7 protein-coding genes and 4 pseudogenes are annotated in these 15200 nt (G+C 63.5%); 8 read left to right on the top strand and 3 right to left on the bottom strand.

From position 1 onward, the window contains the following. From NAM01S_RS28050 to NAM01S_RS34430, 6 genes and pseudogenes are all read left to right on the top strand, one after another. A partial coding sequence (locus NAM01S_RS28050; protein WP_174554855.1) for an adenosylhomocysteinase occupies nucleotides 1-251 on the top strand: 251 nt, incomplete at its 5' end. Between the two features lie 94 nt (nucleotides 252-345). Further along, nucleotides 346-639 (top strand): IS3 family transposase, encoded by a 294-nt coding sequence (locus tag NAM01S_RS37430; protein ID WP_067790905.1) that lies wholly within the window; start codon nucleotides 346-348, stop codon nucleotides 637-639. Beyond that, on the top strand, nucleotides 636-1235 hold the full coding sequence (locus NAM01S_RS37425) for a DDE-type integrase/transposase/recombinase (RefSeq protein WP_157107954.1): 600 nt from the start codon (nucleotides 636-638) through the stop codon (nucleotides 1233-1235). Before NAM01S_RS37430 ends, NAM01S_RS37425 begins: the two co-directional genes overlap by 4 nt. A 36-nt stretch (nucleotides 1236-1271) precedes the next feature. Then, nucleotides 1272-2673, top strand: a pseudogene (locus tag NAM01S_RS28035) (IS30 family transposase). A gap of 7 nt (nucleotides 2674-2680) precedes the next feature. After that, nucleotides 2681-2971 (top strand): annotated as a pseudogene (locus NAM01S_RS28030) (integrase core domain-containing protein); the annotation flags it as partial. A 642-nt stretch (nucleotides 2972-3613) separates the two neighbouring features. Next, nucleotides 3614-3838: a hypothetical protein gene (locus NAM01S_RS34430; RefSeq protein ID WP_084483374.1), complete on the top strand. Its 225-nt coding sequence runs from the start codon at nucleotides 3614-3616 to the stop codon at nucleotides 3836-3838. A 19-nt stretch (nucleotides 3839-3857) separates the two neighbouring features. Here NAM01S_RS34430 and NAM01S_RS28020 read toward each other — a convergent pair whose 3' ends face one another. Further along, nucleotides 3858-9137 carry a DEAD/DEAH box helicase gene (locus tag NAM01S_RS28020; RefSeq protein WP_067790903.1) on the bottom strand — a complete coding sequence of 1760 codons (5280 nt, stop codon included), beginning with the start codon at nucleotides 9135-9137 and terminating at the stop codon, nucleotides 3858-3860. Nucleotides 9138-9145: 8 nt separating this feature from the next. Then, nucleotides 9146-12064 (bottom strand): hypothetical protein, encoded by a 2919-nt coding sequence (locus NAM01S_RS28015; protein WP_067790901.1) that lies wholly within the window; start codon nucleotides 12062-12064, stop codon nucleotides 9146-9148. Between the two features lie 531 nt (nucleotides 12065-12595). On the opposite strand from NAM01S_RS28015, the pseudogene NAM01S_RS28010 reads away from it, so the two are divergent. Together NAM01S_RS28010 and NAM01S_RS37420 are read left to right on the top strand one after the other, a co-directional pair. Then, nucleotides 12596-13338, top strand: a pseudogene (locus NAM01S_RS28010) (IS256 family transposase); the annotation flags it as partial. Beyond that, nucleotides 13230-13529, top strand: coding sequence for a transposase (locus tag NAM01S_RS37420; RefSeq protein ID WP_372511744.1), 300 nt, complete (start codon nucleotides 13230-13232; stop codon nucleotides 13527-13529). The pseudogene NAM01S_RS28010 and the gene NAM01S_RS37420, both read left to right, overlap by 109 nt. Here the strand turns inward: NAM01S_RS37420 and NAM01S_RS34425 are convergent. Continuing rightward, nucleotides 13481-14682, bottom strand: a pseudogene (locus NAM01S_RS34425) (IS110 family RNA-guided transposase). The gene NAM01S_RS37420 and the pseudogene NAM01S_RS34425 sit on opposite strands and share 49 nt — an antisense overlap. Nucleotides 14683-15200: the final 518 nt, after the last annotated feature.

The raw sequence follows: 15200 nt of genomic DNA, 5'->3' as shown, positions 1-15200 counted from the left end.
CCACCGGACATCCGTCGTTCGTGATGTCGAACAGCTTCTCCAACCAGGTGATCGCCCAGATCGAGCTGTGGACCAAGCCGGACGAGTACGACAACGAGGTCTACCGCCTGCCCAAGCATCTGGACGAGAAGGTCGCCCGCATCCACGTCGAGGCGCTCGGCGGCACGCTGACCAAGCTCACCAAGGACCAGGCCGAATACATCGGCGTCGACGTCGAGGGCCCCTACAAGCCGGACCACTACCGGTACTGAGCCACCGCTGAGACTCGACCAACCTTGGGACTGCTGCACAGATAGGTGACAACCGAGATGGCTTGCCGAGAGGTGGGCCTGAAAGGATGTCACTGTGCCCAAGCCCTACCCTCGTGAGTTCCGCGACGACGTCGTGCGGGTCGCTCGCAACCGCGACGATGGTGTGACGCTCGAGCAGATCGCCGCCGATTTCGGGATCCACCCGATGACGCTGTCGAAATGGATGCGCCAAGCCGACGTCGACGAGGGCACCAAGCCCGGCGCCAGCAGCAGCGAGTCTGCCGAGTTGCGGGCGGCGAAACGGCGAATCCGGTTGCTGGAGCAGGAGAACGAGGTCCTCAAACGGGCCGCCGCCTATTTCGCGCAGGCGAACCTGCCGGGAAAATGATCTACCCGCTCGTCCGCGAGTTGGCCGCCGACGGGATTCCCGTCACGGTGACGTGCCGGGTGCTGGGACTGGCTCGTCAGCCCTACTACCGGTGGCTGGCCGAACCGGTCACCGACGCCGAACTCGAGCAGGCATATCGCGCCAACGCGCTATTCGACGCCCACCGCGACGACCCGGAGTTCGGCTATCGATTCCTCGCCGACGAGGCCCGCGCGGCCGGTGAACCGATGGCCGACCGCACCGCCTGGCGGATCTGCTCGGCCCAGGGCTGGTGGAGCGCGTTCGGCAAGAAGCGCCGCGGCAAGGCAAAGACCGGCCCACCGGTCCACGACGATCTGGTTCAACGAAACTTCACCGCCGAAAGTCCAAATCGGTTGTGGCTGGCCGATATCAGCGAGCACCAGACCAACGAAGGCAAGCTCTACATTTGCGCGGTCAAGGATGTCTATTCCAACCGGATCGTCGGTTACTCCATCGATTCACGCATGAAATCGGCGCTCGCTGTCCGCGCTCTGAACAGCGCGGTGGCCCGACGCGGCGACGTGGCCGGCTGCATTCTTCATTCCGACCGCGGATCGCAAGACGGATTCAACTGATCGTCGCAACACTCCTGATCATGGAGGTGTCGGCGGGTGGGAGCTGTTCAGCGGTGGAAGAATGTTCGGGAGTATCGGGGGCAGATTCCCTCGCCGGGCCGGCCGACGGTGGCCTGGCGTGAGGACCGGGTCCGGTTCTGGGTGGCGATCGCCCGTGGGGTGATGACAGAGGACGCTGCGGCCGAGGCGGGGGTGTCCGCGCCGGTCGGGTTCCGGTGGTTCCGGCATGCTGGCGGCGTGAATCCTCGTTTGCCCCAGACTGTTTCGGGGCGCTATTTGTTGTCGTCCGAACGTGAGGACATCGCGCTGTGGCGTGCCCAGGGCGCGGGCGTTCGAGAGATCGCCCCGTCGGCTCGGACGGAATCCCGCGACGGTCTCGCGGGAGCTGCGCCGCAACGCGTCCACCCGCACCTACCGGTTGAATTACAAGGCATCGACGGCGCAGTGGCATGCCGAACGGCGCGCCAAGCGCCCCAAGCCCGCCAAACTGGTCGGCAACGACCGGCTTCGAGAATACGTGCAGGACAAGCTGTCCGGGGTCGTGCGAGGTGCTGACGGGCGTGTAGTGGTTGGTCCTGCCGGTCCGGAGTGGAAGGGTCGCAACAAGCCGCATCGTGGCGATCGGGCGTGGGTGACGGCATGGAGCCCGGAGCAGATCTCCAACCGGTTGAAGATCGAATTCCCCGACGACGAGTCCATGCGCATCAGCCACGAAGCGATCTACCAGGCATTATATGTCGAATCCCGCGGTGGGCTCGAACGCGAGCTCGTCGGCTGCCTGCGCCGGGGCCGGGCGCTGCGAGTCCCGCGCGCACGCACTAGACAAAAGGCCTGGGCGCACGTCACTACCGAGACATTGATCCGGAACCGGCCCGACGAGGTCGATGACCGGCTGGTTGCCGGGCATTGGGAGGGTGATTTGGTGATCGGGCTGCAGCGTTCGGCAATCGGCACCCTGGTCGAACGCGCTACGCGGTTCACGATGCTGGTCCACCTGCCCCGCGAGGACGGCTACGGTGTCATCGCCCGCACCAAGAACGGCCCCGCTTTGGCCGGTTACGGCGCGGCGACCATGACCGACGCGCTCACCAGGACCATGCGCCCATTGCCGACGCCGCTACGTCGATCGCTGACCTGGGACCGAGGCAAGGAACTGTCCGACCACGCCCGGTTCGCTGCCCGCACCGGCATGCAGGTCTACTTCGCCGACCCGAAGAGTCCCTGGCAGCGCGGCACCAACGAAAACACGAACGGCCTTCTGCGTCAATACTTTCCGAAAGGCACCGACCTGTCCCGTTGGTCCGCACGCGAGATCGCCGCCATCGCCCATACCCTCAACGCTCGGCCCCGCAGGACCCTCGGCTGGAAGACACCCGCCGAAGCCTTCACCGAACAGCTACGATCGCTCCAACAAACCGGTGTTGCGACCACCGATTGAATCCGTCCAATTTCGCAGCCGGAAGTTCGTTCGCGCCCTCGACAGGCACGGCATGGTCGGGTCGATGGGCCGTGTCGGGGCGGCCGGTGACAACGCGGCTATGGAGAGTTTCTTCGCGCTGCTGCAGCGCAATGTCCTCGATCGCCGATCCTGGTGCAGCCGTGAGGAATTACGCATCGCGATCGTCACCTGGATCGAACGGACCTACCACCGCCGCCGACGGCAGAGCACCCTCGGTCGTTTGACGCCAATCGAATACGAGACAATCATGACCCCACCGGCCAGTCAGGCCGCGTGATCGAACCTGTCACCCGATCGTGCAGCAGTCCCCTTCCCGGGAGAATCGCCCGTGAACGCCGACGACCCCGAGCTGGACACACCAGTTCCCGTGCGGGCAAAACCCCGCGGTGACTAAGTCGCCGATTCCAGGTACTCACACCGGTGCCCGCGCGATCGTCCGTCGCCGACCCGGCGGCGCCACAGGCTTGGGGCTGGAACCTCGACGGCCCCCGGCCGCCACGCGGGCACGCTACTCACTTGGGCGAAAAGGGTGAGATACGCAGATCGCCGCCTCGACCTCGGCCACGATCCGAGTTGGGCTGCAATGCGGCCCGCCGAGACTATTCCCGCGCCCCGTTTAGCCCGTCGCTCTCATATTGGACCGTCGACTTATCTGGCGGCAGGCGGTTCACGAGTCAGCCCGACCGGTCTCCTTACCGCACGGCTGACCCCGATCACGAAACGGCTGCCACCAGATAAGTCGACGGTTCACCTGCGGTAACGGACTACCGCTCGCGGTCACGCTGTCAGCGGCCAACGTCAACGACCACCGGGTGTTGCCCGAGCTACCCGGCAGGTTCGGCCTCTGTGTGGGCGGCCAGGCCGCCCACACCGGCAGATCACCACGCTCATCGGGGACAAGGGCTACGACGATCCACGCGTGTACGACGAACTGCAGCAACGAGGTATCGCCGGCTACATCCCGCGCCGCGGTAGCCGCGACAAGATCACCGCCGGATGTTGGGTCGTCGAACAATCCCTTGCTTTGCTACACCAATACCGCCGTCTCGCCACCCGCTGGCAATGCCGCACCGACATCCACCGCGGATTCCTCTACCTCGCAGGCACCCTCATCCACTGGCGATCGCTCGGCAACCGAACCTGATAGGAGCTCGAAGGGGCCATCATCTCAGGTGTTCGAATATCGAAATGGGGTTCCGGCGGAACACCCGAATGTCGGACATGGCAACGTGTTTGAAGCTCTCCTGGGCGGCGTGCACAGCCTGCGTCTGCTCGACGGTGAAGTAGTTGTCCTCGGTGCGCCACATCGGATGGATGAGAAGCACGCATTTGCCGTTTCTTGTTACCGCGGGGATGTCTCCGATCACAGCAGCGGATGCTCCTTCGAGCGCAGCTGCCGCCGTCTCGATCCACTTCTCTTCGCTGGGAAGCGATCGAGACGAGGTTAACGGCTGTCCTGTGATCAGTTCGAGCAGGTCGAGCGCGAGTCGCCAGTCGAGCAGCGGGTGGCGGCGGGAGTTGTCGTAGGAGCGTAGGCAATCCGGGCATGAAGTGTCGCACGTCCGGCTGTGGGTCGGGTCTTCCCAGGCGGCTCGGAATTCCGCCAGCGCGTTCTTCAGTAGTGCAGCCAGGGTGGAGTCCTTACCGAGCTCTACGGCGTACCCTGCTCCGTTCTCGGCGGTGTCGGCGAGGAAGACGCCTGCGCCGACCTGCTCCTCGGAGTGTCCGGAGTGCCCGAGTATAGGGAGCTTCTTGGGTACGAGGCCGGAAGTCAGTTCGGCGGGGTCAAGGTCGAGCAGTGCTTGGGCGGCCTTTCGCAGTACTTCAGCGAAGGAGGTGTAGATCGCCTTTCCGGAAGGAAGTTCGTAGAGCGCGATAGTGCCGGTGCCGATATCCAGGCCGATGGGAGTAATGAGCAACGCGTCGGTGACTCGTACCTCGCCTATGGCATTCTTCTCTGGCGTTGCAGCGCTAGGAGTTTCGGCGATAACGCTCTTGTCGAATTGACGCTGGAGAGCGTATCCGCGGCCGAAGTTGTCGTTGATCGTGACGAGCTGACTGTTTGCGAAGAGGTCGAGTTCGAAACGTTCGTGCTTATTGCTCTCTGTCGGCATATTTCCTGGTATCAGGGCGGGAGGTGAAGCGACGCTCAGTGCCTCCTGGTCGTCATCGTAAGGTCGTTCTTGATAGTCGGTGCGAAACCCCCTCGGTTCGAACAAAGTGATCTGTTCTACCGGGTTGTCGCATGCCGAACATTTCTGTGCAGTAGTCAGCGCTGTTTGTCCACACGTTCTGCACAGTGCGACGGTTCTGGGTTGACCGAGAGGATCGACGGCCACGGCTGCGCTACCCCGCAGCGCATATGCAGCGAAGCCAGCCGCTGTGTGAACCAGTCCGTCCTTGACGATTTCGGCGGTGGGGGCGAAGCTCCTAACGGCTTGTTCCAACGCCCGGTCGCTGACCGCGAAGCGATCCAGCATATCGCGGCTGGTTATGCGGCGACTCCAGAGGTTTCGCACCCGGGTCGGGAATCCGAACATAGGCACGAGCCCGTATCGGGCGAGCGCCGCACTTAGTTCGGTATCAGTCGAATTCTGTTCCTCGACGGTCACCTTGTCGATTTCGGAGATCAGTCCGGATCTGACGTACTTCTTGATCGCTTCGATGTCGCTGACGTCCAGCGGGGTATGTGAGGTGAGGCGGTCGACGATCGCATCGACCTGGAGAGACTTGGCTAGCCATGCGGCGATGTCGTCGCGGTGGATGGGCCAGTCGGGGATCTGGCCGAATGTGCCGTGGTTGCTGCTCGGCGTCCATGCGGGCGGGTTCTTTTGCGCGGCGAATGCCTCGTAGAGGCACACGCTCGCGGCGACGCGCTGGACTATCCGGCGTCGTCCCAGGTCGAGGAAGGGCTGCGGCGGGTTGTCTCCGGTGATGCGCTCAGGGCGGTTGAAATAGTATTCGTCGTGGGTGCGGTCGCGGCAGATCGTCACCGCGAAGCTCAGTGCCTGCCGTGCTCGGCCGGCGCGGCCAACGCGTTGCTGGTAGTTGAACCGCTGAGGCGGCATGTTCGCCATGAGCGTGGACCGCAGGGACCCGATGTCGACGCCCACCTCCATCGTCGTGGTGACGGACAGGACGTCGAGTTCGCGGGTCAGCGCGGTCTCGCGCTGGGTGAACGCGCCCTTGAACCAGCGCTGTCGATCTCGCTGTACTGACAACGGCTTCGTCTGACCTGTGAGTTCGGCGATGTTCATCCGCCGCGGATCTTCATGCGCCAGCCAGGCGTAGTAGTCGTCGTCTGTCGACAGCGGGGACTCCCGCAGATCGCTGCTCAAGCATTGACGGTTCACGCAGACTCCTGCATTGGGATGCAGGTGAGCGAAATTGCATCGGGAGCACCGCCATACGCGGTTGCCGGCGGGCTGGAAAACGAGCGTCGAGTCCGCCGAGGTCGTCCTCAAGAGCCACCCGCTGACGGCCCGCGCTACAGCGTCGTCGTTCGTGAGTTCGAGAAGTTGATCGTTGAGTCGCTGAGGATCGATTCCGCGTGCTTTGGCAACGGCGGCAAGGTATTTCCGGACCGGCGGGGGAGTTTCTGCGGAGGAGGAGACTCCTGCCCGTTTGCTTCCCTCCGTGCGGCCCGACAGCCCGAGGATGCGCAGAACAGCGCCGAGCAGCTGGTCCTGCTCCTCGATGTCCAGTGGGCCGGGTTTGGGCTTCCAGCCTTCGATGTGCACGCGGGCGATGCCTACGGACTCGAGGTCGCGACGCGCGCGATCGAATGCAGCTTCGACAACCGAGGCGCGCAACGCTGACTTCAGTTTGTCTTGCCCTTGAGTAAGCGGCGGTTCGTCCCAAAGCCCCTTCTTCGGAGGTCGGAATGCTCGGTACCAGGGCGTCGTGCCGTTCGACGAGTCTTCGAGGTGTTGATTGCCGGGGTCGGTGCCCCCAGGATTGACTCCGATGGATACGAAGTAGTTGGTGATGCGTTCGCACATCTCGAGAAAGCCCACAGTTGTGCGCGCTGCAAGTTCCCTCAGCGCGTCGTCCAGCGCGGTTTCCTCGCCTTCGGTGAGGGGCATGCCGATTCGTTGTTTCATACGCGCAAAGCCGCCAGGTGCGATGGCGGGCTCGGACTGGAGTCTTTCGGGCTCCGCGACGAGGGCGTCCAGTGCGGCGACAGCGTCCTTGCCTGCTGCCAGTTCGCGTCTGAGCACTTGGCGAACCAGGTCGCGGTGGTGATTGCGGGCCACTCCGGCAGCCGTGCGGGCTGCATCGTCGCGGCTGTCGGTAAACACGATCGTCTTGGCCTCCGACGCGGCGGAGGGTTCCTGGCCGTAGGCCAGTGAGCGCACCAAGTGCGACAGGTACAGCTGGGTTGCTGCCGCTGTTCCGGAGGTGTGCGCTCGGATCACAGACGAGACCTGGCCTGCACGGAAAGCGCCCTTCTTCTTCGCGAAATTGGGGGCATAGCCGCATGCGGGACACCGGTCGGGCAAGGCCGGGATCCGGTCGTCCGGGCCCGCCCCCTTTGACGTGAGACTCAATCCCGTCGGGGCGGCGCCGCTTCGCTGGATGAGTCCCAGTTTCGGCTCCCAAGCGACCCGAGCGAAGTCGAGCGTGACTCCTTCTTTTGTCCATGAAGTCGTAAGATCTTCTGGGATGCCCGGCCTGTACCACAGGAACTCACCGGTCGAGCGCAGGAACACAGGCTTGGCGCTCTGGTTCTCTGTTACGGGCGTGGGGGAAAGCAAGACCTCCATCGCGCGGTCGCCTTGGGTGTCATCGACGACGAGGAAGCCGCCGAGGCTTTGATCGCCGCATTCGTAGCAGTAGAGCAACTCCAGTACGCGTGCCCCGCAGTCGGTGCATGCGCTTGTCGGGGTCGTGTACAAGCGGCCGATGCGACGCGTGGGAGTCGGGTCGGTTACGCCCGTGCAGTCGGGGTCGCTGCATGCCCACATGCCGTGAGGGACGCGGACGAAGAGGTGACCTCGGACAGGAATGGGCGTCAGTGCGGAGTTCTCGAAGTCCGCCGCGACCAGCTGGTCGAAGATGGTCTCCATCAGCGAGTCCGCATCGTCACGTCCAGGAAACAACCGATCCGCGATCTCGTCGACTGCCGTCGCGCGAAGGCGCTGGTCCTCGTCGGAAACGCATGCCGCAGCGATCGCATGGGTCAACGTTGCCGGGGCGATGTCGCGTGCCCGAACCAGTGCTGGATCTAGTTTCTCCGGCGGCGACAACGAAATCTGCGCGCCTGGCTGGATCGTGAAGGAGTCTGGAGCGAGGCCGAAGAACTGTTCGAGGTAATGACGCCCCTCTTCGGTATCGGTGAGCGAGGCCGAGGTGGCGATGACCCGGAGTTGAGGGCTGTCGGGCGCAAGATCGAGACGACGAAGCAGCGCGCGCAGAATCATCGCGACTTCGCTGCCGGGAGTGCCGCGGTACAGATGCAACTCGTCGACGACGAGGGTGAATACGTTGTCTGCGCTGCTCGCGAGCCAACGTGCGGTCTGCTCGAAGATCTCTTCTTCGGTGTGCCGCATCATCATCGTATTGAGCATCGAGTAGTTGGTGACCAGGATGTCGGGCGCGTGACTGATCATGTCCCAACGAGTGAGCATCTCGCCCGACCGAGGATCGGTGAACTGGCTCAAGTCGACGTCCGATCGGCCTTTGCTTTTGGCCTCGACGAGCTCGTCGTACTCGCGAGCGTATGTCCGGAGCTGGTCGGCTACTTCCCTATCACGCTTTGTCGATGATTTCCCACCGATGGTGTTGCCGGTGTAGCGGCCGAACCAGATGGGGTGCAGCTGGTCTCCCTCGCGAAGCAGCCGGACAGCGCGGCGGAGCCTGGTCATCTGATCTTCGACGAGTGCGTTCGTGGGGTAGAGGATCATGCTGCGGACAGCTGGACGGCGCGTCTCGCGTTCGCGGATGGAACTCCATCGAGGAGAAGGGGATTGCCACCACGGTGTGGTCGCACCTTGTGCGGGCCATGTCGATGCTTCCCGGGCCAAGCGCAGCAACAACGGCAGGAGAAAGGATTCGGTCTTGCCCGATCCCGTGCCCGAGGTGACCACGACGTTTCGACCAGGAGAGGTGCCCGGCAGGAAGTGATGCAGGATGGATTGAGCCTGATGCTCGCGCAGGAAGAGGGTATGGGGGTCGCTTCCCGGGAAGAGCGAAGCTGCCACCCGGGCGGCGATAGAGGAAGGAATCCCGGACCGTGCGGCGACGTCGGACAACAGCGTTGTATTGGGGTGGGGGACGACCGGCTCGATCATGACCTTGCCGACAAGTGCGCCTGGCCGCTCCAACAGCATGCGCCGCTCCGCCATGATGGATTCGTCGTTCAGCCAGAATGCCGTATCGAAGTAGCGCAGGTACGCGTCCCTGAGTCCGCGAGCGAGTGTCGGCGGAGTGATTTGCCTCAAGAATGCTCCTATGTGGTGAACAACGTGACAAGAAGGTCGGCGCTGGCCTGGTCGATCGAACTGTATGACAAGCATTTTCGCCTGTCCGTGTGGATCGTCACCGCTCGTTGCGTCGGAAGCTGCCCTGAGAACGCCACGGCTGCACGGTTATAGAGCCCGGGCAGGTCACATCCTTGGGGCGTCAGCACGGCACGCGTGCCCGCCAGATAGAAGAGGAACGTCTTGCCGATCTCGTTGGCAGCAAGGTGTTTTGCCAGGTATACGCTGGTAACAGCTGCTTGACCCGTCATGACGTCGTCGCTGGATCGGTAGAGATAGAGGATTTCGAATCCTCGTCGCAATCGGTAGGCGCCGGCGGTCGATGGGTCGAGGCACGGCATCCAGCCCGCGGATCTGAGGTCGAAGCGCTCGAGTGAGTCGAATCCCGGCATCGTGATGCGGGGCAGCGCTGCCCCGATCTCTGACAGCCGCGGCAGCGCTTCGAGCATGGCTGCGCCGGTCCGTGGCGCAAAAGCCGCTTCGTGGACCTCTGCGACGCGCTCGGCTTCGCTTCGGGTTGTCGCGACCAGGAAGGTAGCCGGTAGCCCGTCCGCGGTGCTCAATGTCTGCACCGCGCCGGTCTTCTGAGATTCGGTCAGGCTGATGATCGCGTCTCTAGGCCAGAATCCCGCGAGTCGATGGCTTCCGGACTGCGACTCGGCCAGGCAGGTGGGCGAAATCTCCCAACGCGCAGGCTGTCCACGGTCGTTTCGTTCGATCGCGATGTGCCCCAGCGCCTCGAGTTGGCGGGTAAACGCGTCGGCGAAAAGCGCCGACCCGTCGAGTTGGGCAGCCACGGACTGCAGGGACGAGTAGGCGCCGCCACCCAAGTGCATCAGCGCATCAATCGCAGCGGTCCAGTTGAGAGGCTCCTTCTGCACCGTGGGTAGATCGCCGACCTTTATCTCAGGCGGGGCAGCGGATCCTCGCATGGCTTTGCTGTATACGCCGCGATTGCGCGGCAGCCACGTAGGAAACCGCTTGACGAGACCACACCGTGAGCACGTCCCGTCCATCAATTTGGATGCGTGCCGCTCCCATAGGGCAGGCGGTAGTTCCCAGTGATGTGCGCCGGTCACAACGCATGATGTCGGGTCTGGGGTGCCTATCTGAATCGTCCGACGAGGCGGGGTTTGCCGTGGGCTGCTCCAGAACACGCTGCTTGATGCCGTGGCGCTTGAGGTCACTCCGGATTCTCCTTCGGTGACCAGCCCATCGACGAACAGGTCGCCGTGCTCTTTTTCCGAGGCGGTGAGCGCGCCGATCGGAGTCTGCAGGGAGTAGACGAGCCTCGGGACACTTTCCCACAGCCGATCGACAGTGTCGCTGGAACGAAGCCGGAGGCTGGCCTGTTGGGTAGGGTCCTTGTTCTCGCCGGTGAACAACGCGACGTGGTAGTCGCCATCGGTCAGTCCGAGTTCGCTCAAACCGACGACCAGCGTCCCGCTGTCTGAAGATTCCGCGAAAATCTGCTCGTTGTCCGGGTCCTTGTAGAGGACGACGCGGAGTCGTGTGTCTTCCTGTGCGGTGGCCCGAATCTCCGGGGGACTGAGGCTGGACCACTTGCGAATACGGGACGGAATTCGTAGGCCGCCTGCGATGGTGAGCTGGTTGCGCGCGAGTGGCACCAGTTCGTTCAGTCGGATCGTGCCGACCGGAGCCTTGAACAACTGGACATCGGTGAACAGAATCCACCCTTCGGGCAGACCTGCTATCTCGGCGATCCGCGAGTATCCCGGGCGCGCACATTCCTCCAAGACCTGCTCGACCTCGGTGAGAACGTTCGCCGCGGAGGTCTTCCCCGAACTGCGGACGAGCAAGAGCGAGTCGACGCCAAGCTGCAGCCGTTCGGATTGTATGTAAGCGGACTGTAGTTCGTCGTAAACGAGCGGCACGACGTTCGTCGGAAACCGCTTGTATTCGACTCCGTCGCTCCCTCCGCTGTGCCTGATTCTGACGAGTCCTGTCAGCATCGACCCGAAGTCGATCGTATCGACATAGGTGGTGCGCCACAGGCCTGCGACATTCGGGCTGAACGCCAGGTCGGCCCATTCGCCGGCCGTCTGCAGGACTTCGGCGCGGCCGTCCATGTCGCTGATCAGCGGCCGAAGTCCGAGGGCGAGGTCCAAAGCCTGTCCCCGCCAGCTGTTCCTCAAGCTGGCGAGCAGCAGGACTCTTCCGAACGAAGCGCTGGAAGACCCCTGGATCACACCGTCCCAGTTGGCCAACTCGACAGCGGCGATAGCCGCGATCCGGTCATGGGATTCTTTGCGTCGCCAAAGCCTGCGAAGCGCAGCCGATGCGGCGGACTTCTCGGAGTTGATCCACATGTCGAGATAGGTGACGAGATCCTCGGGAGCCAGCCGCATGCCGGGATTCAGCCCGAACTGAACGAACATGTCGGGCAGCTTTCTCCGGTCTCCCCCTCTGACAAGGACCTGAGACATCGGAAGTCCGACGTATCTGTGCGTCAGTGCATAGGCGGTGGGGAGCCCGCGTTCGCCTTCGAGGTTCTCCAGCCACGTGTTGAGACAGCCCCAAAGGAACTCGGCGGAAGTCATGTACTGCGGACGAACACGCTTATCGTCGGGCAGCGAGAGCAGCTTCGCCAGGCGTGGATAGTACGCGTGCGCAGCGAGGCCTTCATCGGCATTGCCCATGTCCTCCGCAGCGAGCACCGATGCTGCCAAAAAGGCCAGGCAGGGAGGAGGACTGGTTGACTTCCGGCGCCAATGGCGCGACTCGGACACCAGCCACTGCAGCGAAAATAGTCCGCTCGAGTCGACAACGACCGATCGCACGGCCTCGGCCATCGCCACGCGCGGCTCTTGTCCATCGACCTCGGCAGTCTCGGCGACTTGTCTCAATCTATCGGCTTCGAGATCCATATAAGCCGGGACAGGTTCGTCGGTAGCTGGGTAGATGACCTCGGCGACAGCGGTATTCCAGCGGAGGTAAGCCTCTGGCAACGGGCGGCGCCGCCCCGAAACCCGTGCGCGGGCCCGTTGCTGCCCCTGACGCCGTGTAACCATTGCACCCCTCGCACTGCTCCGACTTGCCGCAAACCCTAATCCACAGCTATGACAATCAGCCGTTAGCTGAACCCTCGCTCATCGATTCGGTCACTCCAGTTGGGGCTATCGCCCGCAGGTATTCGCTGGTTACACAGCACTGGCAGGCGGGTGGTCGATCTGTCGGGGTAGAGCGGAAGGGCTCGCGAAGACTCTCATCTGGGGTGTTGGTCCACCGGCATTCCATGATGTGTGAGCTGGTTCGTTTCTCATCGAGGTTGCGTCCGTCAGAGTGGTGTAGCAGGTCTTAGCTCGGCCGATGAGGCCGAATTCCGGATGTGAGGGTGGTCATCGCGTGATCCTTCAACAGACCGACCAAAGTCACTGAAGGAAAAAAAGTCCCACGCGATGACCGATATTCAGCGTATCGACCCGACTACGGTGTTGTCCGAGCAACTGGCCACGGCCAGCCCCGATCTGCTGCGCGGGCTGCTGTCGAGCTTCATCCAGACCCTGATGAGCGCCGAGGCCGACACGGCGTGCGGCGCGCCGGCTACGGCGAACGCGCCGAAGAGCGGGTCAACTTCCGCAACGGCTACCGTCACCGTGACTTCGACACCCGTGTCGGCGCGATCGATGTCGCGATCCCGAAACTCCGTTCGGGTAGTTACTTTCCCGGGTGGCTGCTCGAACGACGCAAGCGGGCCGAACGCGCCCTCACCAGCGTGGTCGCGACTTGCTATCCGCTCGGCGCGTCAGCCCGCCGGATGGAGAAGCTCGTCGAATCACTTGGCATCACAACACTTTCCAAGTCGCAAGTGTCTATGATGGCCCGCGATCTCGACGCGCAGGTCGAAGCGTTCGGCACCCGGCCTCTGGACCAAGGGCCTTACACGTTCGTCGCCGCGGACGCACTGGTGCTGAAGGTCTGCGAGAGCGGGCGCGTGGTCAATGTCCACGCCCTGATCGCCACCGGCATCAATGCCGACGGCTACCGCGAAATCCTCGATCTCCAAGTCACCTCCGGCGAGGACGGGGCCGGATGGCTGGCGTTCTTCCGCGACCTGGTCGCCCGCGGTCTGCGCGGGGTCGAACTGGTCACCTCCAACGCACCCGCCGGGCTGGTGGCCGCCATCGGCACCATGTTGCCGAGATTCGCCGCCGCACCGACGTCGTCGGCATCTTCCCCGACCGCGGCTCGATCGTCCGCCTGGTCGGGGCCGTGCTGGCCGAACAGCACGGTTCTCAATGGAGTTGTCAAGCCCCAAGACGGGCCGGGGCGATCCGGATATCTCAGGCTGCCACGGCCACGGCACAGGCAGGGGCAGGGGTCGGCGAGTAGCGGCGCCCGTCGCGTAGCAGCGCCCACAACACGTTGACTCGGCGGCGAGCCAGGGCGGCACGGCCTGGGTGTGGCGTTTCCCCTCGGCTCTCTTGCGGTCGTAGAACGCACGGGATTCAGCGGTCGTACGAATGCTGACCAGCGCCGATTGGTAGAAGACCCTTTGCAGTCCGCGGTGGTAGCGACGCGGCCGATGCAGATTCCCCGATATTCGCCCCGAGTCCCGCGGCATCGGTGCCAGACCAGCCATTCCTGCCAGTTTGTCAGCCGAAGCGAAAGTGGTCAGGTCTCCACCGGTGGCGGCGAGGAACTCTGCACCCAATAGCGCCCCGATACCGGGCATGCTCAACAGGATTCCGGCGGTCCGGTGGCGGCGCAATCGTTCCTCGATGAGCTTGCTGATGTGTTTGATCTGCTCGTCGAGGTTGACCACCCCTTCCGCCATCTCCGCTACGAGTTCGGCAGCCAAGACCTGTCCGGGCAGCCTGACCTGCTGCGCCGCGGCCGCTTCCACCGCCTTTCCGGCAAGAGCAGCTGCATTGCGGACCTTCTGCGAGCGCAGCCACTGCCGTACTTCATCGATTCCGGCGCAGCGGATGGCCTCCGGGCTCTGATAGTGGGTGAGCAACATGAGCGGACCACGGTTGGTCAGGTCCAATGCCTGTTCCAGGGCTGGGCTGATGGCCAGCAACTGTTGGTGCAGCCGGCTGATCAGCCGGACGCGGTCACCGCCAAGGTCGCGTCGTCGAGCCACCAGCATGCGCAGCTCCACGATCAGCTCGTCATCGATTCGCACTGGTGTCAGATCCCGCCGCATGCGGGCCTGATCCGCAATGACCGCAGCATCTTTCGCATCGGTCTTCCCCGAGCCTCGGTATCCGCCGGAGGCGCGATTGACCTGGAAGCCGGTGATATACCAGACCGACTGTCTGCGGGAGTGCAGCAGCGTCAGCAGCAGCGCTGACTCGCCTCCGACGATGTCGACGGCCCAGTCCACCCGCTCAGCCGAACCGGTCACCTCGTCGATGAGCTGCAGTAGCGCAGTCTCCTGGTTCGCCACACGCCGCGACAGGAGTTGGTTGTTCTCTCGGTCGATGACAACCGCTTGATGGTGTTCCTTGCCGATGTCCACGCCAACCCAGGCCCGGTCCAAATTGATCTCTCCTCGTCAGTCGCGCTTTGCCTTGCCACACAGACGACCTCGCCGTCGAGTCCCTACACAGCGATCGGTTCGCAATTCTCAATCAGCAGCCGAGTCGTCGAGGGGCGCCGGGCGGCCAATCGTGTTGAGCCACAACCTCGGCAGACGAATGGAAGCCATACCCGACACCCTGTGGGAGCCAAGACCCTACGACCGGCCCGAGCTACCCGCAATAGAAGGTAGGGACGAGTGGATCGAGGGCCGCCGCTACCCCGGCCTCGATGTCCTGGCTCGCTCCCCGTCTCCCACCCACCGACGAACTCGAGGACTCGGCACCGGCAGAACTCACCGCCTGACCGAAGCCCGGATCATGCGGTGACCACCCCGGTTAAACCACGCCCCAGGACTTGACCGCGGTGCCTCTCGTGTGGTGCTGAGGATCCAGCCGACTGATTGCCGGTGTACCCCTGGACCCTCACTGCAATATCGACCGCCGGATCGCTCAGTGTTGCTGGCCCACTCCACCGCCT

The organism is Nocardia amikacinitolerans NBRC 108937 (genome assembly GCF_001612615.1).
In the GTDB taxonomy this organism is placed as follows: Bacteria; Actinomycetota; Actinomycetes; order Mycobacteriales; family Mycobacteriaceae; genus Nocardia; species Nocardia amikacinitolerans.
Note: the sequence above shows the minus strand (reverse complement) of the source record. Positions and strands in the feature narration are given on the sequence as shown.